This is a genomic window from Nioella sediminis (assembly GCF_001879695.1).
Lineage (GTDB): Bacteria > Pseudomonadota > Alphaproteobacteria > Rhodobacterales > Rhodobacteraceae > Nioella > Nioella sediminis.
The window spans coordinates 20,529-43,853 of sequence record NZ_MNBL01000030.1 but is presented as its reverse complement, the minus strand read 5'-3'; the positions used below and the strand labels follow the sequence as shown (position 1 = coordinate 43,853).

Below are 23,325 nucleotides of genomic sequence, written 5' to 3'. Positions count from 1 at the left end.
CCCGCCACGCTGACCATTGCAGGCACGGCCATGGGGCAGGGGCGGCGCGCGGGCGTGCTGACCGGGGCCGGTGTCTGGGCCGGGTCCGCGCTTTGGGGTTTGGCGGCCATGGCGGGGATGGGCGCGCTGATGCTCGCCAATGCCTGGATCGCAGAAGGCTTGCGCTACATTGGCGCGGGGTATCTGCTGTTTCTTGCCGCAAAATCCCTGCGCTCGGCCCTGACGCCGGGCAAGGGGCTGTCATTGAGGGACGCCGGGGCAACGGGCCATTTCCGGCGCGGTTTCCTTGTGCACCTGACCAACCCCAAGGCGATCCTGGCCTGGGGCGCTGTCTATGCGGTGGTCGTGCCACCCGGCGCGCCTCTGGTCACGCTTCTGGGCACCTTCGTGGCGCTGTCCACGGTCTCCGCGGTGATCTTCCTGGGCTATGGCGTGCTGTTCTCGGGACGTGGGGTGGTGCGGGTCTACACCGCTGCCCGCCGCTGGTTCGAACTGGCCTTCGCGGCGCTTTTCGGGGCGGCGGCGATCAAGATCCTGACGGCGCGGCTGGCATGATCGAGCATGTTGTCATGCTGGCGCTGACGGATACCTCCGATCTGAGCGAGTGTCGGGATGTGATGGAGGGGCTTGAACGCCTGACGGGGGAGATCCCCGGATTTCTCAGACTGACCCATGGCGTGAACATCGACATGGAAGGCAAGTCGCCGGACTTCCCCTACGGCTTCATCGCGCGGTTCGAAAACCGGGACGCGCTGGCCCGCTATGCCGCCGATCCCCGCCATCAGGCGCTTGGCGCACGTCTTGTGGCGCTTTGCGGCGGAGCAGAGCGCATCACCGTTTACGATATCGAGAGGGACTGAGATGATCCTTGGCGTTGGCACCGACCTGGCCAATATCGAGCGCATTCAGGGCGTGCTGGACCGCCACGGCGACCGGTTCCGCAATCGCGTGTTCACCGAGACCGAACAGCGCCGCGCGGAGCTCACCCAGACCCCCGCCGCCACCTATGCCAAGAGATGGGCCGCGAAGGAGGCCTGCTCCAAGGCGCTCGGCACCGGATTGCGCATGGGGATCGCATGGCGCGACATGGCGGTCACCAACCTGCGCACCGGCCAGCCCATCATGCATGTGACGGGATGGGCGCGCGAACGGCTGGAGTCCATGACACCCGAGGGGATGGAGGCCGCCATCCATGTCAGCCTGACCGACGACATGCCCTGGGCGCAGGCCTTCGTGGTGATTTATGCCTATCCCGAGGGCATGGGCTGGCAACCAGCCCCCCCGACCCCGCCCGGACGGTCGCTTGCTTGACTCTTTCCCGCCAAGCCCTCATGTCAAAACCCCGTAAAGTCGCGTAGAAAAAGGCAGGACCCATGGCAGCAGCAGCCACGAAGAAGGACGGCATCTGGGAAACCGTGAAAACGGTGATCTACGCCCTTCTGATCGCAGGGGTCTTCCGCACCCTGTTCTTCCAACCCTTCTGGATCCCGTCCGGGTCGATGAAGGACACGCTGCTGATTGGCGATTTCCTGTTCGTCAACAAGATGGCCTATGGCTATTCGCGCTACTCCTGCCCCTTTGCGATGTGCCCCTTCTCGGGCCGAATCTTCGGGTCCGAGCCTGAGCGCGGCGACGTGGTGGTGTTCCGCCATCCGGTCAATGGCACCGATTTCATCAAGCGCGTTGTGGGCCTGCCCGGTGACCGCATCCAGATGCGGGACGGGGTGCTCTATATCAGCGAATACGATGCGGAAACCGGCACCAATGCCGATTGGGTCGCCGCTTCGCTGGAACCCCAGGATCCGTTCATCGAGACGTTCGAGCCGCAAGGCCCGGTTGCGCACCGTCCGCGCTGTTCCAACGCCCCTGTGGGCCTCGGCGGCGATTGCGAGAAGGAACGGTTTACCGAGACCCTGCCCGGTGGTGTCAGCCATTCGGTGCTGAACATCGAGGATGGCAGCTTCGGCGACAACACGCCGGTCTTCACCGTGCCCGAGGGCCATTACTTCGTCATGGGCGACAATCGTGACAACAGCCAGGACAGCCGCTTCCCGCAATCCATCGGCGGCGTTGGCATGGTGCCCTATGAAAACATTATCGGCCGGGCTGACCGGATCATGTTCTCGTCTGCAGGCGAACGGATGGTCTATTTCTGGACCTGGCGGTCCGACCGTTTCTTCCGGGCGATCGAGTGAAGCTGGCCAAGGATCTCATAGCCTTTTGCGACCGGCTTGGTCATGAGTTCGAGCGTCCCGATCTGCTGATCCGGGCGCTCACCCATTCCTCGCTGTCTTCGCCCACGCGACCCGACAACCAGCGGCTGGAGTTCCTGGGGGACCGGGTGCTTGGGCTGGTGCTGGCCGAGGCGGTGCTGGACCAGGATAAACAAGCGCCCGAAGGTCAGCTGGCCCCACGGTTCAACGCGCTGGTGCGCAAGGAAACCTGCGCCGACGTGGCGCGCGAGATCGACCTTGGCGCGGTGCTGAAACTGGGCAAGTCCGAGATGAAAACCGGCGGGCGGCGCAAGAACGCACTGCTTGGCGATGCGATGGAGGCGGTGATTGCCGCCGTCTATCGCGATGCGGGCTACGAGGTGGCGCGGGACATGATTCTGCGGCTTTGGGGGGATCGCGTGGCGACGGTCGAGGCCGATTCCCGCGACCCCAAGACCAGCCTGCAGGAATGGGCGCAGGCCCGGCGCATGGCCCCGCCGACCTATGTGGAGATTGCCCGGTCAGGGCCCGACCACGCGCCGGTTTTCGTTGTCGAGGTGCGGATGGAACAGGGTGAAACGGCCCGGGCCGAGGCCGGGTCCAAGCGCCAGGCGGAACAGGCGGCGGCCCAAGCGATGCTGGCGCGGCTTGCCAAACCGTGATCGCGGCAGGGATTTCGCCGTGCCATCGGCACGCCGACCCGCGCGGCCCTGACGGGCCGCGAAAAAGGCTCTTGCAAGAGCCTTGCGTCGCTCCGCCCCTTGGCCGTCAGAGAACTGGTCAGGCGGGGGGAAACCCGCTAAACGCGGCCATGACTGTTGAAGGATGCGAAAGATCATGACCACACGCGCGGGCTTCGTTGCCCTGATCGGGGAGCCCAATGCGGGCAAGTCGACCCTTCTGAACCGGATGGTCGGGGCCAAGGTCTCGATCGTGACGCATAAGGTGCAGACGACGCGGGCGCGCATCCGGGGCGTGGCGTTGGAAGGTGACAGCCAGATCGTCTTCGTGGACACGCCAGGGCTCTTCCGCCCGCGCCGCAGGCTGGATCGCGCCATGGTCGCGGCGGCCTGGACCGGGGCGGCGGATGCCGACCTTGTGGTTCTGCTGATCGAGGCGCATCGCGGGCTGACTCATGGCGCGCAGGCCATTCTGGACGGATTGTCAGAGCGGGCCGAGGGGCGGCGCGTGGCGCTGGCCATCAACAAGATCGACCGGGTCAAGGCCGAGGACCTGCTGGCCCTGACGCAGAAGATGAACGAGGCTTTCCCGTTTGAGAAGACCTTCCTGATCTCTGCCGAGAAGGGGCATGGGGTGGACGACCTGCGCCTGTGGCTGGCCGAAAATCTGCCCGAAGGCCCCTGGCTCTACCCCGAGGATCAGATCGCCGATCTGCCGATGCGGATGATCGCGGCGGAAATGACCCGCGAGAAACTGACGCTAAGGCTGCACCAGGAACTGCCCTATCAGCTGACCGTCGAGACGGAAAACTGGGAGGAACGCAAGGATGGCTCGGCCCGGATCGACCAGGTGATCTATGTTGCCCGCGACGGGCACAAGGGCATCCTGCTCGGCAAGAAGGGCGAGACGATCAAGGCCGTGAGCCAGGCCGCGCGCGCGGAACTGGAGGAGTTCCTGGGCCGCAAGGTGCATCTTTTCCTGCAGGTCAAGGTGCGCCCCGGCTGGCTGGATGAGGCCGAGCGCTACTCGGAGATGGGGCTGGATTTCCGCGACGGGAACTGACCGGGCCTAGCCAAGCCGCGATTGCCGCCAGTCCACACCGATGGAGACAAGGGCCCCGACGGCAGCCAACATGCGCAGCAGATCGGGAATGATGCCCGTGATCGCACCGGACATGACAGCGAGATTGAGCAGGAACATTGCAGCCAGCAATCCCCAGGAGCGCTTGGACAAAGTGAAATTCATTGGACTGGACTTTCCCTGTAACAGTTACATGAGCATGGGTCGGCGCGGCGCCCGGTTCGGTTCAAAGCGAGGCGCAGAAAGATGCGATTGACGACGGAGTTCTGGGTCAAGGCCTATCTGGCGCGGCTGCGGCTTGCCGATATTCCCGCCTATGTGGTGGCCCATGGGGACGATACCGGTGGCGCGGTGCTGGTGAAACTGGCGACGCTGGACGGGAAGGCGCGGCTTTTCCAGCGCAGTTTCGATCTGATGACCGGCGAACGGGCCTGGATCGTGCTGAATGAGGGGGACGAGGCCGAGGTGGATGGCTCGATCCGGCGGCAGCGGGACATGGACCCGGATCTGTGGGTGATCGAGCTGGAGGACCGGGCCGGGCGGCATCTGCTGGACGAGCCGGGATTGACCTGAGCGGTTTCGCCGCCTCCGGCGTCGACCCGGGGGGCGCGCCTCCTCAACCCCCGGCTTGCGCCGGAGGCCTCGTCGGCCCGCATTGCCATGGACAGTGGCGGGCTCAGGTCTGCCGTATTTAGCGCTTGGACAAATCCGCCAGCCCGATAGGATCGGCCCCATGGATTGGCGCGACGAGGGCGTTCTTCTGGCGGTGCGCAAGCATGGCGAGAGCGCCGCGATCATCGAGGTGTTCACCCCGTCCCGTGGACGGCATGCGGGCGTTGTGCGCGGGGGCGCAGGGCGTCGGATGGCGCCCGTTCTGCAACCCGGCGCCCAGTTGGACGTGGCCTGGCGCGCGCGGCTGGAAGATCATCTTGGGGCCTATACGGTCGAACCCCTGCAAGGGCGGGCGGCCGAGGTCATGGGCGATCCGCTGGCCTTGGCGGGGCTGACCGCCGTTTGCAGTCTTTTGACCTTCTGCCTGCCGGAGCGGGAACCGCACCCGGAGCTATACGCCAGGTCCATCGCCCTTCTGGACGCGCTCGGAGCCGAGCAATGGGGCTATGCCTATCTGAGATGGGAACTGGCGCTGCTCGATGAGATGGGCTTTGGGCTTGACCTCAGCGCTTGCGCGGTCACCGGCAAGAATGACGATCTCGCCTATATCTCGCCGCGCACCGGCCGGGCCGTGACCCGGACCGGGGCGGGGGATTGGGCCGACCGGCTGTTGCCCTTGCCTGCCAGCCTGTTGGGGCGTTCGGATGCGGGGGCGGAGGATGTCCTGAGCGGTCTGTCCGTCACCGGGCATTTCCTGTCCGGGCATCTGGCAAGGGCGCTTGGCGAAAAGCCGCTGCCTGCCGCGCGGCAACGGTTTGTGGACCGGCTGGCGCGGGGTCAGACGCGGCCCTGATCCAAAAGCCATTGGGCGGTTTCAGACAGGCTGTCGCGGGGATCGCGGAAAGTCATGTCCAACATGTCCCGCGCGCGGCTGGCATCGACATCGGTGCGGACCCCGAGCGCAGGCACGATCGACCGGATCGCCGGGTCGAACAGTCCGAGGAGACGGACGACGACATTCGGAGCGCGGCGGGTCACGATCTTTCGGTCCGGGAACGTGCGGGCCAGATGCTCGGCCATGTCCGTGAACCAGAGGAAATCTGCAACCCCGATCAGCCGTTGCCCGATGGTCTCGTCGCGCTGCAAGGCACGCAGATGCATTTCGGCGATGTCGCCGACATCAACGGTGGTGAAGCCGAAATAGGGCAGCATCGGATCCCGCGCCGACAGAAGACGCTCGACCACGGCCAGCGAGGTGCCGTAATGGCCATCAAGTGGCGCGCCGACCACGAAGCCCGGATTGATGGTGGTCAGCCCGATTCCCGGCGCGTCAGAGGCCACCATGTCCCACGCGGCTTTCTCGGCGAGCGTCTTGGAAACGGAATAGGGCGTGATACCCGGATATGCGGGATCGGACCAGTCGCGCTCGTCATAGGTGGCGCGGCCCGGCGGCAGGTCGCAGCCCGACACCGCCGCAACCGAGGAGGTCAGGATCACCCGGCTCACGCCCGCATCGCGCGCGGCACGGATCGCCCGCTGCGCGCCTTCGACCGCCGGGGCGATCAGCTCTTGCGGGTCCGTGGGCTGGACCATGGGAAAGGGCGAGGCCGTGTGCAGGATCGCGTCGGTCCCGGTTGCGGCCTCGGTCCAGCCATCATCTTGGAGCAGGTCGAGCGTGACCGTGCTCAGGTGGGTCTCGGCCTGTCCATCCGGCAAAAGCGGGGTAAGCGCGTCGCGCAGGGCCTGCCCCTTGGCCGCGTCCCGGACGGAGCCGCGCACGTGATACCCGGCGCGCAACAGGCGCAGGACGATGTGCTTGGCAATATAGCCCGACGCGCCGGTGACCAGAACTGTAGGCATGTGGGTTCCTTTTCGGTTTGGCCACTGGCTTCGGTGCGGTGCTGCGCAGGTCGTGGCAGTGTATTCATTCCGGCGTGATCAAGCGAAACTCCAGCCTGTCGCCCGTGTCGTTGGACAGGATCAGAACGGGGCCCGACACTTCCGCCAGGGTCATGCCAGACAGCGCCGCAAGAAACCTCTGCTCGGCTGCCAGTTCGGGGCAAATGGCACGGGTGCTGGCCAAGGGGCCGGGTTCGAACCAGGGGTAGGGGGCTGTCTGCGGGGCCGAATAGCTGTTGCAAGGTCCATGGCCCGAGATCCGACCGCGCGCCGTCAGGTCGAGCGTGATCCGCACCGCCTCGTCGGTCTCCAGTTCCCAGATCCCGGCTGCGTAGCCGGTCACGCTCTCATCCCTCAGGCAGCCCGCAAGGGTCAGTAAAAAGAAAAGCAGCGGCAAGGGTTTGCGCAGGACGGGGTTCATGCGATCGGGGCTTTCGGCAGGTCCTCGCCAGATTGACAGGGGTTTGCGCCAGATCAAGACAGGATTTCGTGAGCCTGATAGTCTTTGTTGGGCATTCGATAGGCAATGCCTAACCTGGGAAGGAGATTTCTCATGCGGAAGTATTTGACCATTACCGCAGTTGTTGCGCTGCTGGCTGGTGCTGCCTGCACCCCCGAAGAACAGATTTACGGCGGCGCGGCGCTTGGCGCGCTTGGCGGTTTTGCCATGGCGGAACTGCTGGACGCGAATACCGGCTGGACCGTCGGTCTTTCTCTGGCAGGTGCTGCCATTGGCGCGGAAGTTGCCCGCAACAACCAGACCGGCCAATGCGCCTACAAACGGGCCGATGGCCGGGTGGACGTGCGCCCCTGCTGACCGTCAGACTGAAAACAGTATCCGGCGCAGCCCTGTCAAAGGGACTGCGCCGGTTCGCGTTTCGACCCCGGCATAGCGGTTGACTTGGGTCAAGGCCTGCGCCATGGCTCCGATGTAATTGACGCAGACAACATTGCCCGCAGGAGTCCGCCCCATGTCCGATGCCACCGCGCCCTCCGCCACCCGGCTGGAGCATTTCCACGTTACTTTCTTCGCCATCGTCATGGGACTGTCCGGTCTGACATTGGCGCTGCATGCGGCGGAAACGGCTTACGGGCTGTCCTCGCTGACCTCTGATATCGCCTATTTCGGGACCATCGCGGTGTTTGTGATCATCGCCATGCTCTACGCGGCCAAGGCGATGCGGCACGGCGGGGCGGTGCGGGCGGAATGGAATCACCCGGTAAAGCTGGCCTTCTTCCCGGCGATCTCGATCTCTCTGCTGCTGCTGGCCACGGCATCGGTCAGCCGGTCGGAGGCGCTGGCCGAGGGGCTGTGGCTCGCTGGTGCGGCCCTTCAGGCGGTGCTGACGTTGGCGGTTGTGTCCGGCTGGATCGGGACACGGTCCTTCATGCATGGTCAGCTGTCGCCCGCATGGTTCATCCCCGCCGTGGGCAATGTGATCGTGCCGATTGCGGGGGTGCAACTGGGCTATGCGGACCTCAGCTGGTACTTCATGTCGGTCGGGCTGATCTTCTGGATCGTGCTGCTGACGCTGGTCATCAACCGGCTGGTGTTCCACGACCCGCTGCCGGGCCGGTTGCAGCCGACGCTGGTGATCCTGATCGCGCCGCCCGCCGTGGCCTTCGTGGCCTGGGTGCGGCTGACGGGTGGCACCGGGCCTTTCGGGCTGATCCTGCTCAATGCGGCCTATTTCTTTACCCTGCTGGTCGCCATGCAGCTGCCCCGTATCATCCGCCTGCCCTTCGCCCTGTCCTTCTGGGCGCTGAGCTTCCCCTTTGCCGCCGTCACCATCGCCAGTTTCGTCTATGCGGGCGCGGCGGAATCCGCGGCGCATAAGACCATCGGAACCGTGCTTCTGGCGGTGCTGGTGGTGATCATCGCCGGGTTGCTCTGGCGCACAATCAGGGCGATCACGGCGGGCGAAATCTGCCAACCGGAATGATGCCCAGAAAAGAAAACGGCCCGCCGGGTGAGGGGCGGGCCGTCTGTGAGCTGATCGGGTGAGGATCAGCCCAGAAGCCTGCGGGCGATCACCTGCGCCTGAATTTCGGCAGCGCCCTCGAAGATATTGAGGATACGCGCATCGCACAGGATGCGGGAAATCTTGTATTCCAGCGCGAAACCGTTGCCGCCATGGATCTGCAGCCCGTTATCGGCAGCCGCCCAGGCCACGCGGGCGCCGAGAAGCTTGGCCATCCCGGCCTCCAGATCACAACGCTTGTCGTGGTCTTTCTGCCAGGCGGAATAATAGGTCAACTGACGGGCGATCATGATTTCCACCGCCATCATGGCCAGCTTGCCGGAGACGCGGGGAAACTCGATCAGCGATTTGCCGAACTGCTTGCGGTCCTGTGCGTATTGCATCGCCACGTCGAGCGCGGCCTGCGCCACGCCAATGGCGCGGGCGGCGGTCTGGATGCGGGCGGATTCAAATGTCTGCATGAGCTGCTTGAACCCTTGCCCTGTCTGGCCGCCGAGAAGGTTTTCCTCCTTCACCTTGAAGCCGTCGAAGCCAAGCTCGTATTCCTTCATGCCGCGATAGCCGAGCACTTCGATCTCACCCCCTGTCATGCCCTCGGTCGGGAAGGGGTTTTCGTCGGAGCCCGGGGTCTTCTCGGCAAGGAACATCGACAGGCCCCGGTGATCGGTGGTCTCGGGGTCGGTGCGGGCCAGAAGCGTCATCACATGGGTGCGCGCGGCGTGGGTGATCCAGGTCTTGTTGCCAGTGATTTCCCAGCCCTCGTCGGTTTTAACCGCGCGGGTGCGCAGGCTGCCGAGATCGGACCCGGTGTTGGGTTCGGTGAACACCGCCGTGGGCAGGATTTCCCCGCTGGCAAGCTTGGGAAGCCATTGATTTTTCTGCTCTTCCGTGCCGCCGCAAAGGATGAGCTCCGCCGCGATTTCAGAGCGGGTCCCAAGGGAGCCGACCCCGATATAGCCGCGGCTGAGTTCCTCGGAGACCACGACCATGGAGGCTTTCGAAAGGCCGAATCCGCCATATTCCTCGGGGATGGTCAGGCCGAAGACGCCCATCTCGGCCAGCTCCTCGATGATCTCCATCGGGATGAGTTCATCCTTGAGGTGCCAGTCATGGGCATTGGGTTCCACGCGTTCACGGGCGTAGCGAGAAAACTGGTCGCGGATCATTTCCAGTTCATCGTCCAGACCGGTGACGCCGACGCCGTTGGACCCCGCAATTTCCTGCATGATTTCAACGAGTTTCGTGCGTGCGGCCTGGGTGTTGCCGGACTGGGTCAGGGTCATGATCTCGGGCGTCATCAGGGCGCGCTGGTCGTCCTGGGTGAGGCCGATATCTTGCGGTCGCAGCATTTCGCCCTGGCTCATCGGGATGCCGCCATAGATCTGCCAGAGATATTCGCCAAAGGCGATCTGGTGCAGCAGCGCCTCGGTCTCGCCGAACTTGCCGTCGGCGGTCAGCCGTTCGGCCCAACCCTGCATCTGCCGCAGCGCCTCCACATAGGTGGCGAGCCAGGCCAGACCATGGGCAGCAACCTGATTTTCTTCAAGTTTCCTGCCAGAGACCCGCCCGTCATGACTGACCTTTCCGCGCAGTCTGGTGGTCGCGATATCCAGCAGGGTTTCGACCGGCGCGATGGCGGCAGCAGTCAGGGTGAGCAGGTCGGGCAGCAGGATGGCCTCGGGCGAATCTGTGGGCATGGGCGCTCCGTCATGCGGCATGGAATCTCTCCGGTCGTTTTGCTGCAAGGGTGATATTCATTTTGCAGGTGCAGCGCAAGAATAATTCGTATGGGAATAATTTCTGGACAATTTATGTCGCAAGCCTAGGGCCTGATCCGGGGGCGCCATGCGTACACCCCCTGTACACCCCCCGTGCAGACGGAAAGCGGTTTCGCCGCCTGCCGGCGTCGACCGGAGAGCGGCCCTCGTCAAGCCCCTGCGGGGCCCTCCTCGGGCCGCGTTGCCACGAAAGGGTTGCGGGCGCGGTGCATCAGAGCCGATCCGGGCGTTTGTGGCACCGGCGGTCTGCCTCCGGCGGGAGTATTTTCGCAAGGAGAAGCCCTGGTCGCGTCAAGCGGGTGAGCGTGCGGCGCTGGACGCGACGGGGTTGCGCGCTAGGTTTGCGGGAAGGACTGGGACAACCGGCAGGAGGCCGACCATGCGCATGTTCCTTATCACCGTGCTGCTCATGCTGATGCCCCTTGGCGCGGCGGCACAGGAGCGGCTGCCCGCGAACCCGGAGATCGAGAGCACCATCCAGAGCCAGCTGGATGCGTTTTCGACCGGCAATGTCTTTACCGCCTGGACCTTTGCCAGCCCGACGATTCAGCAGATGTTCCAGCACCCTATGTATTTCGGTGCGATGGTGGAACGCGGCTATCCGATGGTCTGGCAGCCGGGGGAAACGACCTTTCTGGGATTGCGGGAGGAGGGCGACAGGCTGGTCCAGCAGGTGCAGATTCTGGACCCGGCCGGAGGCGCGCATGTTCTGGACTACGAGATGGTGCAGATCGACGGGCGCTGGCGCATCGCGGGTGTGACCGTGCTGCGCGGGCAGTATCTGGGTGCCTGAAACCTGCCGCGAGATTAACCGCTTTTTAACCCTCGGCCTGTAAGTCTGGGCGTCAACCGGGCCTGAAGGAGCGCCCGGCGCTTCTCTCTGAATATCGTGAACAATCGAGACATCCCTCGGGCCAGACACCGCCCGCAGGGGTCGAAGGCGTGGGTTCTGCCCATGCATGCGCAAAAGGGGTTTGACATGAACCAAGTGATCACCGACGGGCTGAACCTGATGCCGCCGGCATTTTCCGAGGGGCTCTCTGTCTGGAGCCGGGAGGACGGCACGCCCGGCACCGATACCTGGGCCACATCCGGCTTTGGCGTGCTGGTGACGGCGGATCAGGATTTCGGCACCTGTCTGGAGATCCTGAAGACCGAAACGACCACGCGCATCCGCTACATGGCGGAAACGCCGATACTGCCAGGGCTCTATCTGCGCATCTCGGCACGGGTGAAGTCGCTGTCGGGTGCCATCCCGTCTGTGCGGATCGCGGGGTGGGCCGGGCAGGCCAACAATACCCATGTCTCCGGGGTGGTCGAAACTGGGCCGACAACGGCGATGACCGCCTATGGCGAGGTGGTGACCGTCTCTGCGATTGTCGGCATCGGGGATCGCGGCGGCGTCGACATGGCCTGGGGCGAGGATGCCGCCTATGGGCATTTCGGGCTGGACCTGACCGGCGGCAATGGGGGCACCATCCGAATCGAGTCGGTCAAGATCGAGGATGTGACCCACGTCTTCCTGCGCAAGATGATGGACTGGGTGGATGTGAAGGATTTCGGCGCGGCGGGCGATGGCGTGACCGATGACACCGGTGCCTTTGCCGCCGCCGATGCCGCCGCCGCCGGACGCGAGCTGCTGGTCAGCGGCGGCACCTATCGGATCGCGTCGAACCTGACGCTGCAATCGCCGGTGCGCTTTCAGGGCCAGCTGGACATGCCCGACAGCGCCCGGCTGGTGCTGGCGGGCAGCTTCAACCTGCCTGCCTATGCGGATGCGTTCGGGGGCGACGAGTTGCAGGGGTTCAAGAAGGCCTTTCAGGCGATGCTGAACCATGGCGACCACGAAAGCCTGGACATGATGGGACGTCGGGTGCAGCTGGACGGGCCGATTGATATGGCCGCCGTTGTGGGCAACAAGGTGAGCTATGCCAACAGGCGGGTGATCCGCAACGGGCAGTTCAGCTGCCTTCCAAGCGCCAACTGGGATGACGAGGTGCATAGCGCAACCGGCACCTGGACCGTGGCCAACCCTGACCGGCTGGACAATGTGACCAATGCGGGGTCCATCCCCATTGGGTCGCTGGTGACAGCCGCGCAGGGCGTGGGGCGCGAGATTTATGTGCGGGATGTGAATGCTGCCAACAACCAGGTGTTCCTGTCCTCACCTCTGGGCGTGCCGCCATCGAGCCAGACCTATACCTTCACCCGGTTCCAATACATCATGGACTTCGTGGGGTTCGAGAACCTGCAACGCTTCGTGCTGGAGGATGTGGAGTTTCTCTGCGCCGGGGCGGCCAGTGGCATCATGCTGCCGCGTGGCGGGCTGATCTTCCATGTGAAGGACTGTTTCTTCACCGGCCCCAAGGATCGCGGGATTACCTCTTGCGACCAGGGCTGCGCGGGGATGCTGATCGACCGCTGTCAGTTCCTGTCGAACGAGCAGGTTCTGAGGGTGCAGGACCGCACGACGATTGCCTTCAACACCAATGCCAACGACACCAAGATCCGTGACAACCGGGCGGTGAAGTTCCGCCATTTCGGGGTGTTCGGCGGCAATGGCAACCTGATCACCGGAAATCACTGGTTCCAGGGGGATAACGAGCCCGACGGCCAGATCAGTGCCGGGATCGTGCTGACCAACACCAACGTCAAGACCACGATCATCGGCAACTACGTGGACAACAGCTATATCGAATGGGCCAATGAGCATGATCCGGCGCCGGAACTGTCCGGGGAGTTTTCCTTCGGTGGCCTGACGATCAACGGCAATATCTTCACCGCGAACGGGATTGCCAGCTGGTCAAACTTCATCCTGATCCGGCCGCATGGGCCGGGGCATTACATCAACGGGCTGTCGATCTGTGACAACGTGTTCAAGCATCTCAATGGCGGGGCGCTGGATTCGGTCGATGACGTGGATGATTCGATTGCGCCTTTGGATGGCAGCCGGACGGCGAATTTCCTGATGACGGGGAATGTCTATCACGGGATCACCAAGAACTCGCAAAACCCGGTGACGGTGAAGGTGACGGAGAACAGCGATCTCGACGTGTGGGAGGTCGATCTGCGCGACTGGCTGCCGTTCGAGACCGAGGCGCGCGTGGCGGTGGCGGTGATGCCGGAGGGCGCGGTGCGGTCGGTGTCGAACGTGGCGATCTACACGATGCCCTATGCCACGACGCGGCACGGGGTCGGGCGCGGGTCGGTGCGGCTGAACTGGTCGCAGCCGGTGCATGGTTCGGTGCAGTTGACGGCGCGGTGCGATACGGTCTGACGGCTCAGCCCGCGGCCCCGCTTCTGGTGCGGGCCGCGGGCCCTTCATCCTGCGGGCGACGATATTCCACCAGCTTTTCCCAGCTGTTCGGGTCGAGCAACGCCCACGCCCCGGCATCGACCGTGTAGCCGTAAGTAACCGCGGTCTCGGACGGCAGAAGGAACTTTACCCGGGCGCCATCGGTTTCCAGATGGCCCCGGTATTCGCGTGTCCAGAGCGTGCCGTTTGCGGAATCCAGAACCCAGATGCCGGTGGTGCGTTCGCCGTCGGACCAGCGTTGCAGGTAGGTCCCGTCCTCGCGGAACAGCCATTCGTCCCCGTGATCCCGGTCGTGCCACGCCCCGATGGGGGCATCGCTGTCCCCGCCGATCCGGTCGAACCGGGTCCGGCCCCAGATCATCGCCGCGCCATCGGCGGCCACGGTCAGGGGCTGCGCGGGATCGGCAATGTGATAGTTGCCATCCTGATCAATTTCATAGGTCGTCTGCTCACCCGGAATGATCCAGATGCCGGGAAGTTCGGGGTCGATTGCCGCGTGGCTCATTATCCTGGCCTTATGACGGTGCCGTTAACCAATATGATGCACCGTTTACCTTACCTTGGCAACAAAACCTGTCCTTTTAGACAAGTCTTAGGTCGGAAGGTGACAAACGATAGGCTTTGCCGAACCCGCCATTGAGGTGGGCTGTGGTCACGCGAAGACGGAGCATCAGGAAATCACTGAAGTCATAGTAGAGCGTCGCCTTGGGGTGTTGCGACAGGTAGAGCGGTTTGAGGTCGTTCTTATCTGCGGGCTCGGCCCGGCATTGCAGCGTCAGGCGCGGATGGATCAGCGGATCGCCCCGCTGCCCCGGCTCGCCAACCAGCAGGGAGCAGTTATTGTTGAGAAAAAGGGCCCGGCTATGCAGGGACAGTTCGGAGATCAGGGTCACCGGCGTTCCATCGCCATCGGTGCCAACGGAGACGCGGGTGACCATCGGGCTTTGCGTGTCGGGGCAGATCACCCCGAGCGAGCCAAACCGCGCCCGGCGCAGCAGATCCTGACCGACGGCGCGCGCCTCGTCATCGGTTTCACGCAGCATCCGCTTGGGTTTCGACATGTTGGGGGCCCCTCCTGCAAGGGGAATAGCACCCGTGCGGTTTTGAATAAACATGGCCATAAGTTCAGAAGTGATGCCAGAATCCCAGTTCCAAGCCGAGCTGCACGTCCTCCGCCTGAATTGCCCTAATCCCAAGCTCTACAGATGTCCCGCCACGGATCTGGTAAACAAAGGACGGGTTCAGCGCATAGGTGACGTCAAGCCCGGCCCATTCCTCGGCCACCAGCTGAAGCATGAAGCGGGAGCGTTCCGAGAGAGTCAGGCCGAAGGTTGCCTCGACCTTCCAGCGATCCTCCTGTCGGGTCATGTCACGGACCGCATGGGCGTCCAGCGCAATCCATCCCCCCTGAAGATCCAGCGGCATCCAGTCCGGCGGGGTGATCCCGTAGCCGTATCCGAGGGACAACCCAAGCCGGGCAAGCGTGCTGTTGTCCTGACCATCAGCGCTGCGCTGACCGGCGCCAAAGTCCAGGGCGGCCTGAAACCGGGCGTCGGGTCGGGTCAGGGTGTAGCGCAGCAGGCCCATGGACTCGCGGGAATGCTGCCCGCGTCCAATCTCGGCGCTGAACGTCAACCGGCGGCCAAGGCCGTATTCCAGATAGGCGGAATCATGGCGGCTCATCGTATCGACGCCGTCCGCCAATGCCTCGATGCTGGAATGGAGATTGCTGGAAAAGGACAGGAAGACCTCGCCGCGTGGTCGGGCCCATGCCCCGGCCTGTACCGCAGACGCAAGGCACGAGAGGAGCAGGGTAAGGATGACCACGGGGCGCATAGGAGCAGCCTCGCGCAATCTGGTTAATGTATCCCTAACGCGACCCAATCGGGTTCTCTGCGCTATGCGGTCAAAGGATGAGGGCCATGGCCAAACCGGCAGGGATTCGGATAAAGACGGGCGCGGCACATGAAGGCGGGGCAAACCGGTGACAGAGAAACGCATGAAACTGGTGCTGGTGACGCCTGAAATCCCCGGCAATACCGGCACCATTGGGCGCACGTGCGTGGCGCTGGATCTGGAGCTGATCCTGATCCGACCTTACGGGTTTTCCATCGACGACAAGGCCGTGCGCCGGGCCGGACTGGATTACTGGAAACACGTGAGGCTGAGCGAATATGACAGCTGGCAGGATTTTCTGGCGGATCGGTCGCCGCCGCGCGACAGCCTGTTCTTCTTCGAGGAGCATGGCGCATCCAGCGTCTATGACCCCGACTATCCCGAAGACGCCTATCTGATCTTCGGGCGCGAAACCAAGGGGCTGCAACCGGAGATCCTGCAAGGCATGGAAGACCGCATTTTCCACCTGCCGATGCGCAGCCCGCATATTCGGTCTTTGAACCTTGCCAATGCGGCGACGGCGGTGGTCTATCAGGCGTTGCGCGGGCAATTCACCCGTTAAGAAACGATTAACCCCTGTGACGGGCTGCCCCGAAGCAGCCAGACCTTTCCCCGAAACAGCCGCAAAGAACCACAATCCGATCAAGGCCTTGCCCCATCACTGCGCCACGCTGGCCCGGTAGTGACCTAGAACGGGTATGAGTAAATGGTTTCGAAGCGTTCCGACGGGTTCGCCGCGCGCGAAAGCGGGGCAGCAACCTTTGACTGGGTGATTCTGGCTGTGGGCGTGTTTGGCCTCGGGCTGGCGGTCTACTCGGTCTTCACCGCCGATCTGGACGAGCGGCCGCCGGCCCCGCAAACTGCAACCGAGCGATCCGCGCCGGAGACCGCGCCGCTCTATCCCTATTTCGACGAGGTCTGGCGGCGGGATCAGGCCGCCTATTATGCCGAAGCGGGGGATGACGCGCTGCTGGCGGCCTATGCGGCGCAGTATGCCGTGGCCCTTGGCGAGGTGAATGCGCGGATCGGGGCCGATTTCCTGATGATCATCGAAGAAGAGATGACGCGGCGTGGCCTGCCGCTGCCCGATGGCAACCAGCGTGCCGCCGAGATTCGGGCCCGGTTCATGGACGCGGCGTCCCCGCCATGAAAACAGCGTGATTCCTTCATGACCGTGCCCAACCGTGCGGTTAGGAAGGTCTGGACTACCCTGGGGGGTAGCTCTGCCCCGGGGGTCGTGTCGCAAGGCGCGGCCCCTTTTTTCCTGCCCATGGCCCGGTGATTGACCCCGATCAAGGCCTAGGCGCGGAAAGGCGCGCTTGTTAGGCTGGTGTCACAGGAGGATCTCCCATGCCGACCATCACCAAGGGCGCTGCCCTACAGACCGTCATCACCACCTTCGAGACCACGCCGGGCACCTGCCAGGATCTGCTGGATGCGCTGACCTCGGCCTATTCGGAGTTCATCTCTCACCAGCCCGGTTTCATCGCGGCGGGGCTGCATGTGAATGACGCGCAGACGCGCGTGGCCAACTATTCCCAGTGGACGCGGCGAGAGGATTTTCAGGCGATGCTGCGCAGCGACGAGATGCGCAAGAGGAACCGCGCCATCAACGAACTGTGCAAGAGCTTCGAGCCGGTGATGTATGACGTGGCGGAGAGCTTCAATTGAGCGAGGGCGACGACGCGCTCAGCACCGAATTGCGGCAGTTGCGCGAAGAAGTGGCGGTGATCAACCAGCACAGGTTGTTCACCTCGCAAAGCACGGTGGGGCGGATGCTGGCGCTGAGTTTCGGACGCGGGCTGGCCTTCGGGCTTGGGTCGGTCATCGGGGCGTCGTTTCTGGTGTCGGCGGTTGTCTATTCGCTGAGCCAGGTGGATTTCATCCCGGTGATCGGCGAATGGGCCGCCCGGATCGCCGATGAGATCACCGCCGGACGCTGAGCCGGGGCTTGCGCCCGGGCGGGTGCGCGCGTAGCTTCATATTCAAATCATTGCATTTGAAATGGAGATCGCCATGCGCCCCGGTTTGCTTCCCGCCCTGATCATCGGATTGACCCTTTCCACCCCGGCTCTGGCACAGGATGCCGTGGGGATCACCCCGGATGTGATGTCCGTCACGGTGGAGACCGCATCCGGCCCGCGCGAGATCACCCGCATTCAGGACACGGATCACGTGATCGAGGAGGAATGGGGCCGCACCTCTCGCCCCTGTCCGAATTTCTGCGTCCAGCCGATGATCCCGGCGCCCGGCGTCAGCCCGATTGGCGAACTGGAGCTGCTGGAGGCATTGCAGAACCCCGGCATGACCGTGGTCGACAGCCGCACGCCGGATTGGTTCCAGGCAGGCACCATCCCCGGTGCGGTCAACATGCCCTATACGGAAATGGTGGACCGGCTTGGGGAACTGGGCTGCGAGATCGACTTTGACGGGTGGGATTGCGAGGGCGCGCGCGACGTGGCGCTGTTTTGCAACGGGCCGTGGTGTGGCCAGTCACCGACCGCCATCCGCCGCATGATCGAGGCAGGCTATCCGGCAGAACGCATCCACTATTATCGCCCCGGAATGCAGGGCTGGCGGATGCTGGGGCTGACGGTCGCGGGTGGCTGAATCCGACGGAAATCGTCAGGATGCCCGTTGTTTCGGGCGGGTTTGTTCCTATCTGAAAGGGGACATCAACCCGCCGGAGGAGACCCGCGCCCATGCAATGCCCGATTGACGGAACTGCCCTTGTGATCACCGAACGCAGCGGGGTCGAGATCGACTATTGCCCCACCTGCCGGGGTGTCTGGCTGGACAGAGGCGAGTTGGACAAGATCATCGAGCGCAGCGCCCTGGTCGACAACCGTGAAGGCCATTGGCGCGAAGCCCCGGCGCGTGGCAGCCGCAGCGACCACGACAGTGGCGACCGGCGCAAGAAGAAGGACGGCATCGGGTCGTTCCTGGGCGATATCTTCGATTTCTGATGAAACGGGCGGCAGACAGCCGCCCTTTTCTTTGCCACACTCCCGGCAGACCACACGGGAGGTGACATGACCGATCTGCCTATCGTCGGCGCGCAGTTGAGCGTGCTCGACCTCGACAAACACCGCGACTGGCTGTTCGAGAAGAACCGAGACCTGGAGCTGCCGGAGTTCTGTCTGGCCGATATTCTGGCCAACGCGCAGCCCTTCATCGACATGGCCAAGACCAAGCTGGACGGCTGGACCGGACGGCTTGGCATTCACGGGCCGTTTGCCGGGTTCGAGCTGGACGTGAAGGACCGCGACATCCGCGCCGTGGTGCAGACACGGCTGGATCAGGCGCTGGATGTCTGCGCGGCGCTGGATGCCCGGCAGATGGTCATTCACTCGCCCTATGATGGGTGGGATGCCTGCAATCTGGATAATGGCCCCAAGGATCGGGAACGCCGAGTTGCCGCCGTGCTGGACACGCTGAAACCGGCTATTGCGCGGGCCGAGGATCTGGGCGTTGAAATGGTGATGGAAAACATAAAGGACACCGACCCGCGCGACCGGGCGGCGGTGATCGCGGCGGCGGATACGCCCGCTCTGCGCCTGTCGGTCGATACCGGCCATGCCCACTGGGCGCATTGGGTTTGTGGCGCGCCTCCGGCGGATCGGTATATTTCGGCGGCGGGCCAGAGCCTTGGCCATGTCCATTTGCAGGATACCGACGGCTATGCCGACCGCCACTGGCCCATCGGGCGTGGCAATATCGTGTGGGAGGCGGTGTTTCAGGCGCTGCGCAACATCAAATCCGCCCCGCATCTGATTGTCGAGATCAACGATTTCGACCGGGTGGAGGAAAGCGTCGCGCATCTGGAGGCGCTTGGGCTTGCGCAATAGGTGGCATGACCCGCGCCCCGACTGGTGCGCGGGCCTGCGGTCTTATTCGAAACTCACCAGCAGGATTTCGATATCGCCGGGATCGGCATTCGGGCACATCTGGCGACCGTTATTGGTGATCGCGACGGATTCCGAGCGACCGCCAGAGAGCATCGCAGTCGCGTCGGTCGCGGTTTCATTGCCGCGCAGGGTGACGCAGACGCGGGCGGCGTTGCCATCGAGGATCACGGCCCAGGTGGACCGATCCGGCCCGACCCGTGCAAGGCGGCGGTTGTCAGTGCTGATCGTGCCACCGCTGGCATTGAGCTGAGTGATTGCGATTCGCAGGTTTCGCGGATGGCTCGGGTTGGAAAATGTGGCGATGAACTGGTCTGCCAGCGCGGCGGGGGCCGACAGAAGAAGGGCAAAGGCGGCAAGTTTGATGCGCATGATAACCTCGTCAATTAACTCGTGTGCAGGCCCGGCGGCAGGTCCGGGCCCGATGGAATCGACCGGCATGGGGCCGAGTCGTTACAGAAATACTAACGCAAGCTCCTCATATTTGTGACTGTCAATTCAGATAGACGGATAGGGCCGCCATACCGGCCAGCGGGGTCAAGGCCATGGCCATGCCCAGATGCTGGTGGGCGCGGGAATGCGCAAGCGCAAGTGCGGGCACAAGCAGAGCCGACAGCGCCAAGCCAGCCACCAGGGCCATCCACATCGGCAGAGGCTGTCCGGCCATCACGATGGCGAAGCGATGCGAGACCAGAACGGCCACGGCCAGCAAGACAGCCTGCAGGGCAGAGAGCGCATAGATGATCCGGCGCATCATCTGGCCGTAGCAGGGCAGGGGGGCGGGGGGATTGGCTTGCATGGTCATGGCTCGGTCAGTCCGTCATGGTGCAGAGGATGATTTCACGGGTGTCGCAGCTGGTATCGAGGCAGGTGATGCTGTCCACGGTCAGCGGATCAGCTGGATACTGGCCCGCGTGAAACACGGCGCTGTGACAGGCGGGGGTGTCCTGGGCCAGCGCGGCGGGCAGGTGGAGGCTTGCGGGTGTGGGGGCAGCCAGAACCGGGCCGTCGGTATGGGCGATGGCCGGGCCGGTCAGGCCCAGATTGAGGGCGGTGCAGAAGAGGCTGGCGATCCGGCGCATGGTTGGCTTCCCTTGGTTCCTGACCATGGGTCGCGGCACCGGGCGTGGCGGTTCAATTTTCGTCTGGCTTCGTCTAGACCGAGGGGATGGTGGTGCAGGCGCGAAAGATCTGCACCTCGGGCGCGGCCCCGGTCAGGTCGATCTGCGCGAGGCCCTGCCCGGCAAAGGCGGTGGCCGTCCGGTTGTATTCCAGCCCGTCGAGCACGTTGCCGAAGCCCTGGTCGGTAACCGTCAGGCTGTGGCCAGTTTCGTCCCGCTCGTGCCGGGTGGTGGTGATGATGTTGGGGCGGGACCCGTCGAACTGCAGGCCGAAAACGGGGGCGTCGGGCCATGGCGCGGGCGTGGTCACGGTGATGGAATAGAGCGGCCCGTCAGGGTCATAGGTGAGCCAAACATCGGCGGCGGGACCGGAATGGCGGAGCGTACAGACCCGCCCCTCGCTGCCCGCCTGCCAGGCATGGGCGGGAGAGGTGAGAATAGCGAGGAGGACCAGGGCACGCATGGCGATATGGTAGCAGGGTTCGCGGGCGGCGTGAACGGCCCCTTCGGACAGGCGGGTTGCCCGCCTCGGTCCGTCGGGAACGCCCTGCGTCCGGGGCCTGTTTTCCACGCTGCGATCCGCAGCGGCCCCGGCGGCCTTGTCGTCGCAAGGGTCCGAAGATTGCGATGACAAGGCCCGGGTGTCCCCGGATTTCCGGGCTAGCCCGGCCCTCTGGCCTCTGCTAGGTCGAGGCCGAACCATGACCGGACACCGATCGGGAGGGCCTGTTTTGCCGCCACAGGATCACGCAAGATCCAGCCTCGAACTGCTGGAGCCGATCTTTTCCGTCGATCTGACGGCGACCGTGATCGGCGGCATGGCCAAGACCGGCACCACCCTGCCGCTGACCCTGCTGGACGGCCATCCCGATCTGGTGACCTTCCCGGAGGAGCTGCGCTTTTTCCACATGAAGGCCGACAGGCGGGATGCAGCCCGCGCGGCCCGCAAGTTCCTGGACAATGAAAACACCCGGCGGCTGGCCAGCGGCAAGACCGATTACAGCCTGACCGACTATACCGCGCATGGCGGCACCGGATTTGGCAGCATGGATTATTCCATGTTCGACTGGGACCTGTTCGAACGGCTGATCGTCGATGGGTTTGCCGCCCATTCGGTGCCGCTGTCCCGGTTTCGGATCGTGATCGGCGCCTATCTGCTGGCCATGGGCCGGGCGATCCCGGACGGGCGGCTCCACTTCGTCTGCAAGGCCCCGCATAATGAACGGTTCGCGCGCAAATGGCGCCGGATGCTTGGCCCGCGGGGGCGGTTCATCCAATGCACCCGTGACCCGATGGAACATTACCTGTCGCTTCTGAATGTCGCCCGGATGTATGACCACAGGCCGCAATCCGCGGGGGCCTTTGCGCGCACTGTCCGGAAGCGGTTGCGCCTGTGGGCGATTTACCCGGCGGATCAGTTGTTCGTTCTGGATTATGACAGGCTGACGGCGGATACCGAGGCGGTGATGCGCCAACTGGCGGAGTTCATCGGCGTCCCCTTTCATGCGTCTATGCTGGAGCCGACGAAGAACGGCCAGCCGTGGCTTGGAAATTCCTCGCGCGGGGTGGTGAAAGACCGCGTGTTCCGCAACAGCGCCATCGCGCGGGACCAGTTGTCGGCAGAGGATCAGCGCTGCATCGAACGCAGGCTGCACCGGTTCATGGCGCGCATGGGATATGCCCTGTCCGCCCCGGTCGGCCCGATGGAAGAGGCCCGTGATGCCCTTCGCTGGTTCGGGGAATTCCTGCGCAACAGGCGGGCCAGATAGGCAAGAGGGCCTGCGCGTGCGGCTCCAGGGGGATCGGGTCTGTTGTCCTGAAGGCGGAGGTCACCGTTCAAGGGAACCTCTCCCGCGCCCTTTGCCGCGACCGCACCGGGCTGAAGCTGGACCTTCAGGACGCCCCTTGCGATCGGCAGACCGGCAATGGCTTTGCGGGCGGGTCGCCGGAGGCGCGGGGAAGGGCTTTCGAAAGCCCTTTTACGCGGTTTCGAAACCGCGTCGCCACCGTCCTTGAAACGCGCCATGCAGGTTCGCTTCCGTTCGCGAGGCTTCACGAGAGGGACGAGGCGTTCGCCCGCGCCAAGTCCTTCGACGGGCTGAAGGGGAGCGAATATGCGGGCAGTTCGCTGGCGTGGGGCACCGGAGACCGCTTCAGGGTTCGGAGGAGAGCCGCGCGCGGAATGTCTTTGCTGTCGTCAGACCGGCCGCTTCCAAGGCATCGTGAAGCTTGTCCGAAAACAGGATAAGGTCTCTCTGATGCCCCTTCTCCCGCCATAGATTTGCGCCGTCATCAGCGTCTGGTCCAACGGTGATGCGTTTGGCGTTGAAATCGATCAGGCTGGTGCCTGTACTCCAATAGGTCGTAATGGTTCCGTCAGGCAACTTCTTAGGAAGCTTTGCCGGAGGCAAGTGCTTGATCGCAGATTCCGCATCAATCATCGTCTTGCGGACGGTCGTGATGTTCATCGAAAACCACTCCCCGGGAGGGGAAGAGCCATCCGGGAACTGCACATTGATGGAAAAGAACTGGTGAAGCCCAGGGTCGAGATCTTCGATGATCTGGCGGGCGGATGAATCGACGATCCACATTCCCCCGTAAGCCATGAACATATTGGGCAGTTCACACTTCTCGACCATTCTAAGCTCACGGGGCATTTCTTCCTCAGAAATCTGCCGTGTACCATCGCAAAGATCGATAGAAACTTTGTTGTATTTCAACCAATCAGGATGAGGTTTTTTTGCTTCAAAAAAACCACCCGCAATCAACACATTATCGTTCACGGAACGATTAAAAACCCAAGTCACTTGTTACCTCTCCGACTCCACGTTTCGAGGGTCTC

32 protein-coding genes are annotated in these 23,325 nt (G+C 63.7%); 20 read left to right on the top strand and 12 right to left on the bottom strand.

The features are described 5' to 3' along the window. The 6 genes from BKY26_RS03560 to era form a co-directional block, all read left to right on the top strand. Positions 1-555 (top strand): LysE family translocator (locus BKY26_RS03560; RefSeq protein WP_071689026.1); only part of this gene is annotated, 555 nt, incomplete at its 5' end. Next, the gene (locus BKY26_RS03555; RefSeq protein ID WP_071689025.1) at positions 552-860 is read left to right on the top strand and encodes a Dabb family protein; all 309 of its coding nucleotides are present in this window, start codon (positions 552-554) and stop codon (positions 858-860) included. The genes BKY26_RS03560 and BKY26_RS03555, both read left to right, overlap by 4 nt. 1 nt (position 861) lies before the next feature. After that, positions 862-1,311 carry a holo-ACP synthase gene (gene acpS, locus BKY26_RS03550; protein ID WP_071689024.1) on the top strand — a complete coding sequence of 150 codons (450 nt, stop codon included), beginning with the start codon at positions 862-864 and terminating at the stop codon, positions 1,309-1,311. 62 nt (positions 1,312-1,373) lie between these two features. Continuing rightward, positions 1,374-2,195, top strand: a complete 822-nt coding sequence (gene lepB, locus BKY26_RS03545) for a signal peptidase I (RefSeq protein WP_071689023.1) — start codon at positions 1,374-1,376, stop codon at positions 2,193-2,195. Then, the gene (gene rnc / locus BKY26_RS03540) at positions 2,192-2,875 is read left to right on the top strand and encodes a ribonuclease III (protein ID WP_071689022.1); all 684 of its coding nucleotides are present in this window, start codon (positions 2,192-2,194) and stop codon (positions 2,873-2,875) included. Before lepB ends, rnc begins: the two co-directional genes overlap by 4 nt. Before the next feature lie 175 nt (positions 2,876-3,050). Then, positions 3,051-3,956, top strand: coding sequence for a GTPase Era (gene era / locus BKY26_RS03535; protein ID WP_071689021.1), 906 nt, complete (start codon positions 3,051-3,053; stop codon positions 3,954-3,956). Between the two features lie 6 nt (positions 3,957-3,962). Here era and BKY26_RS20155 read toward each other — a convergent pair whose 3' ends face one another. Beyond that, positions 3,963-4,139 carry a hypothetical protein gene (locus BKY26_RS20155; RefSeq protein WP_158514293.1) on the bottom strand — a complete coding sequence of 59 codons (177 nt, stop codon included), beginning with the start codon at positions 4,137-4,139 and terminating at the stop codon, positions 3,963-3,965. An 81-nt stretch (positions 4,140-4,220) separates the two neighbouring features. On the opposite strand from BKY26_RS20155, the gene BKY26_RS03530 reads away from it, so the two are divergent. Next, positions 4,221-4,547, top strand: coding sequence for a DUF1491 family protein (locus BKY26_RS03530; RefSeq protein ID WP_071689020.1), 327 nt, complete (start codon positions 4,221-4,223; stop codon positions 4,545-4,547). 160 nt (positions 4,548-4,707) lie between these two features. Beyond that, complete coding sequence (gene recO / locus BKY26_RS03525) at positions 4,708-5,439, top strand: DNA repair protein RecO (protein WP_071689019.1); 732 nt, start codon at positions 4,708-4,710, stop codon at positions 5,437-5,439. Here the strand turns inward: recO and BKY26_RS03520 are convergent. Then, positions 5,424-6,446 carry an NAD-dependent epimerase/dehydratase family protein gene (locus tag BKY26_RS03520; RefSeq protein WP_071689018.1) on the bottom strand — a complete coding sequence of 341 codons (1,023 nt, stop codon included), beginning with the start codon at positions 6,444-6,446 and terminating at the stop codon, positions 5,424-5,426. The two genes, recO and BKY26_RS03520, sit on opposite strands and share 16 nt — an antisense overlap. 64 nt (positions 6,447-6,510) lie before the next feature. Continuing rightward, on the bottom strand, positions 6,511-6,906 hold the full coding sequence (locus tag BKY26_RS03515; protein WP_071689017.1) for an META domain-containing protein: 396 nt from the start codon (positions 6,904-6,906) through the stop codon (positions 6,511-6,513). Between the two features lie 132 nt (positions 6,907-7,038). Between BKY26_RS03515 and BKY26_RS03510 the strand changes: the two genes are divergently transcribed. After that, the gene (locus BKY26_RS03510; protein ID WP_071689016.1) at positions 7,039-7,302 is read left to right on the top strand and encodes a hypothetical protein; all 264 of its coding nucleotides are present in this window, start codon (positions 7,039-7,041) and stop codon (positions 7,300-7,302) included. Positions 7,303-7,456: 154 nt separating this feature from the next. After that, the gene (locus BKY26_RS03505; RefSeq protein WP_071689015.1) at positions 7,457-8,428 is read left to right on the top strand and encodes an SLAC1 anion channel family protein; all 972 of its coding nucleotides are present in this window, start codon (positions 7,457-7,459) and stop codon (positions 8,426-8,428) included. A 65-nt stretch (positions 8,429-8,493) separates the two neighbouring features. Here BKY26_RS03505 and BKY26_RS03500 read toward each other — a convergent pair whose 3' ends face one another. After that, on the bottom strand, positions 8,494-10,185 hold the full coding sequence (locus tag BKY26_RS03500) for an acyl-CoA dehydrogenase family protein (protein ID WP_071689014.1): 1,692 nt from the start codon (positions 10,183-10,185) through the stop codon (positions 8,494-8,496). Positions 10,186-10,624: 439 nt separating this feature from the next. Here BKY26_RS03500 and BKY26_RS03495 point away from each other — a divergent pair, with 439 nt between their 5' ends. Beyond that, positions 10,625-11,038 (top strand): DUF4864 domain-containing protein, encoded by a 414-nt coding sequence (locus BKY26_RS03495; protein ID WP_071689013.1) that lies wholly within the window; start codon positions 10,625-10,627, stop codon positions 11,036-11,038. 186 nt (positions 11,039-11,224) lie between these two features. After that, positions 11,225-13,522, top strand: a complete 2,298-nt coding sequence (locus tag BKY26_RS03490) for a glycosyl hydrolase family 28-related protein (protein WP_071689028.1) — start codon at positions 11,225-11,227, stop codon at positions 13,520-13,522. Between the two features lie 4 nt (positions 13,523-13,526). Here the strand turns inward: BKY26_RS03490 and BKY26_RS03485 are convergent, their stop codons facing one another. From BKY26_RS03485 to BKY26_RS03475, 3 genes are all read right to left on the bottom strand, one after another. Then, the gene (locus BKY26_RS03485) at positions 13,527-14,066 is read right to left on the bottom strand and encodes a hypothetical protein (RefSeq protein ID WP_071689012.1); all 540 of its coding nucleotides are present in this window, start codon (positions 14,064-14,066) and stop codon (positions 13,527-13,529) included. A gap of 76 nt (positions 14,067-14,142) precedes the next feature. Further along, on the bottom strand, positions 14,143-14,622 hold the full coding sequence (locus BKY26_RS03480) for a HugZ family pyridoxamine 5'-phosphate oxidase (RefSeq protein WP_071689011.1): 480 nt from the start codon (positions 14,620-14,622) through the stop codon (positions 14,143-14,145). Between the two features lie 64 nt (positions 14,623-14,686). Further along, complete coding sequence (locus tag BKY26_RS03475) at positions 14,687-15,388, bottom strand: hypothetical protein (protein ID WP_131541758.1); 702 nt, start codon at positions 15,386-15,388, stop codon at positions 14,687-14,689. A gap of 172 nt (positions 15,389-15,560) precedes the next feature. Here BKY26_RS03475 and BKY26_RS03470 point away from each other — a divergent pair, with 172 nt between their 5' ends. The 7 genes from BKY26_RS03470 to BKY26_RS03440 all read left to right on the top strand — a co-directional run bounded on the left by BKY26_RS03470 (position 15,561) and on the right by BKY26_RS03440 (position 19,305). Further along, a complete protein-coding gene (locus tag BKY26_RS03470; protein WP_071689009.1) occupies positions 15,561-16,019 on the top strand; it encodes a tRNA (cytidine(34)-2'-O)-methyltransferase in 459 nt (152 codons plus the stop codon). A gap of 144 nt (positions 16,020-16,163) precedes the next feature. Next, positions 16,164-16,607 carry a hypothetical protein gene (locus BKY26_RS03465; protein ID WP_071689008.1) on the top strand — a complete coding sequence of 148 codons (444 nt, stop codon included), beginning with the start codon at positions 16,164-16,166 and terminating at the stop codon, positions 16,605-16,607. A 200-nt stretch (positions 16,608-16,807) separates the two neighbouring features. Beyond that, a complete protein-coding gene (locus BKY26_RS03460) occupies positions 16,808-17,128 on the top strand; it encodes an antibiotic biosynthesis monooxygenase family protein (protein WP_071689007.1) in 321 nt (106 codons plus the stop codon). Beyond that, positions 17,125-17,400, top strand: coding sequence for a DUF5665 domain-containing protein (locus BKY26_RS03455; RefSeq protein WP_071689006.1), 276 nt, complete (start codon positions 17,125-17,127; stop codon positions 17,398-17,400). Before BKY26_RS03460 ends, BKY26_RS03455 begins: the two co-directional genes overlap by 4 nt. A gap of 73 nt (positions 17,401-17,473) precedes the next feature. After that, positions 17,474-18,067, top strand: a complete 594-nt coding sequence (locus BKY26_RS03450; protein ID WP_071689005.1) for a rhodanese-like domain-containing protein — start codon at positions 17,474-17,476, stop codon at positions 18,065-18,067. 92 nt (positions 18,068-18,159) lie between these two features. Then, positions 18,160-18,423, top strand: coding sequence for a TFIIB-type zinc ribbon-containing protein (locus BKY26_RS03445; protein WP_071689004.1), 264 nt, complete (start codon positions 18,160-18,162; stop codon positions 18,421-18,423). 66 nt (positions 18,424-18,489) lie between these two features. Continuing rightward, positions 18,490-19,305, top strand: coding sequence for a sugar phosphate isomerase/epimerase family protein (locus BKY26_RS03440; RefSeq protein WP_071689003.1), 816 nt, complete (start codon positions 18,490-18,492; stop codon positions 19,303-19,305). A gap of 42 nt (positions 19,306-19,347) precedes the next feature. Here BKY26_RS03440 and BKY26_RS03435 read toward each other — a convergent pair whose 3' ends face one another. The 4 genes from BKY26_RS03435 to BKY26_RS03420 all read right to left on the bottom strand — a co-directional run bounded on the left by BKY26_RS03435 (position 19,348) and on the right by BKY26_RS03420 (position 21,117). Beyond that, positions 19,348-19,734 carry a hypothetical protein gene (locus BKY26_RS03435; RefSeq protein ID WP_131541757.1) on the bottom strand — a complete coding sequence of 129 codons (387 nt, stop codon included), beginning with the start codon at positions 19,732-19,734 and terminating at the stop codon, positions 19,348-19,350. Between the two features lie 121 nt (positions 19,735-19,855). Continuing rightward, positions 19,856-20,167: a hypothetical protein gene (locus BKY26_RS03430; RefSeq protein WP_071689001.1), complete on the bottom strand. Its 312-nt coding sequence runs from the start codon at positions 20,165-20,167 to the stop codon at positions 19,856-19,858. 7 nt (positions 20,168-20,174) lie between these two features. Further along, positions 20,175-20,444, bottom strand: a complete 270-nt coding sequence (locus BKY26_RS03425) for a hypothetical protein (RefSeq protein ID WP_071689000.1) — start codon at positions 20,442-20,444, stop codon at positions 20,175-20,177. A 73-nt stretch (positions 20,445-20,517) separates the two neighbouring features. After that, a complete protein-coding gene (locus BKY26_RS03420) occupies positions 20,518-21,117 on the bottom strand; it encodes a hypothetical protein (protein WP_083431307.1) in 600 nt (199 codons plus the stop codon). A gap of 97 nt (positions 21,118-21,214) precedes the next feature. Between BKY26_RS03420 and BKY26_RS03415 the strand changes: the two genes are divergently transcribed. Beyond that, complete coding sequence (locus tag BKY26_RS03415) at positions 21,215-22,252, top strand: sulfotransferase family protein (protein ID WP_071688999.1); 1,038 nt, start codon at positions 21,215-21,217, stop codon at positions 22,250-22,252. A gap of 384 nt (positions 22,253-22,636) precedes the next feature. Here BKY26_RS03415 and BKY26_RS03410 read toward each other — a convergent pair whose 3' ends face one another. Continuing rightward, on the bottom strand, positions 22,637-23,290 hold the full coding sequence (locus BKY26_RS03410; protein WP_131541756.1) for an imm11 family protein: 654 nt from the start codon (positions 23,288-23,290) through the stop codon (positions 22,637-22,639). Between the last annotated feature and the right edge of the window lie 35 nt (positions 23,291-23,325).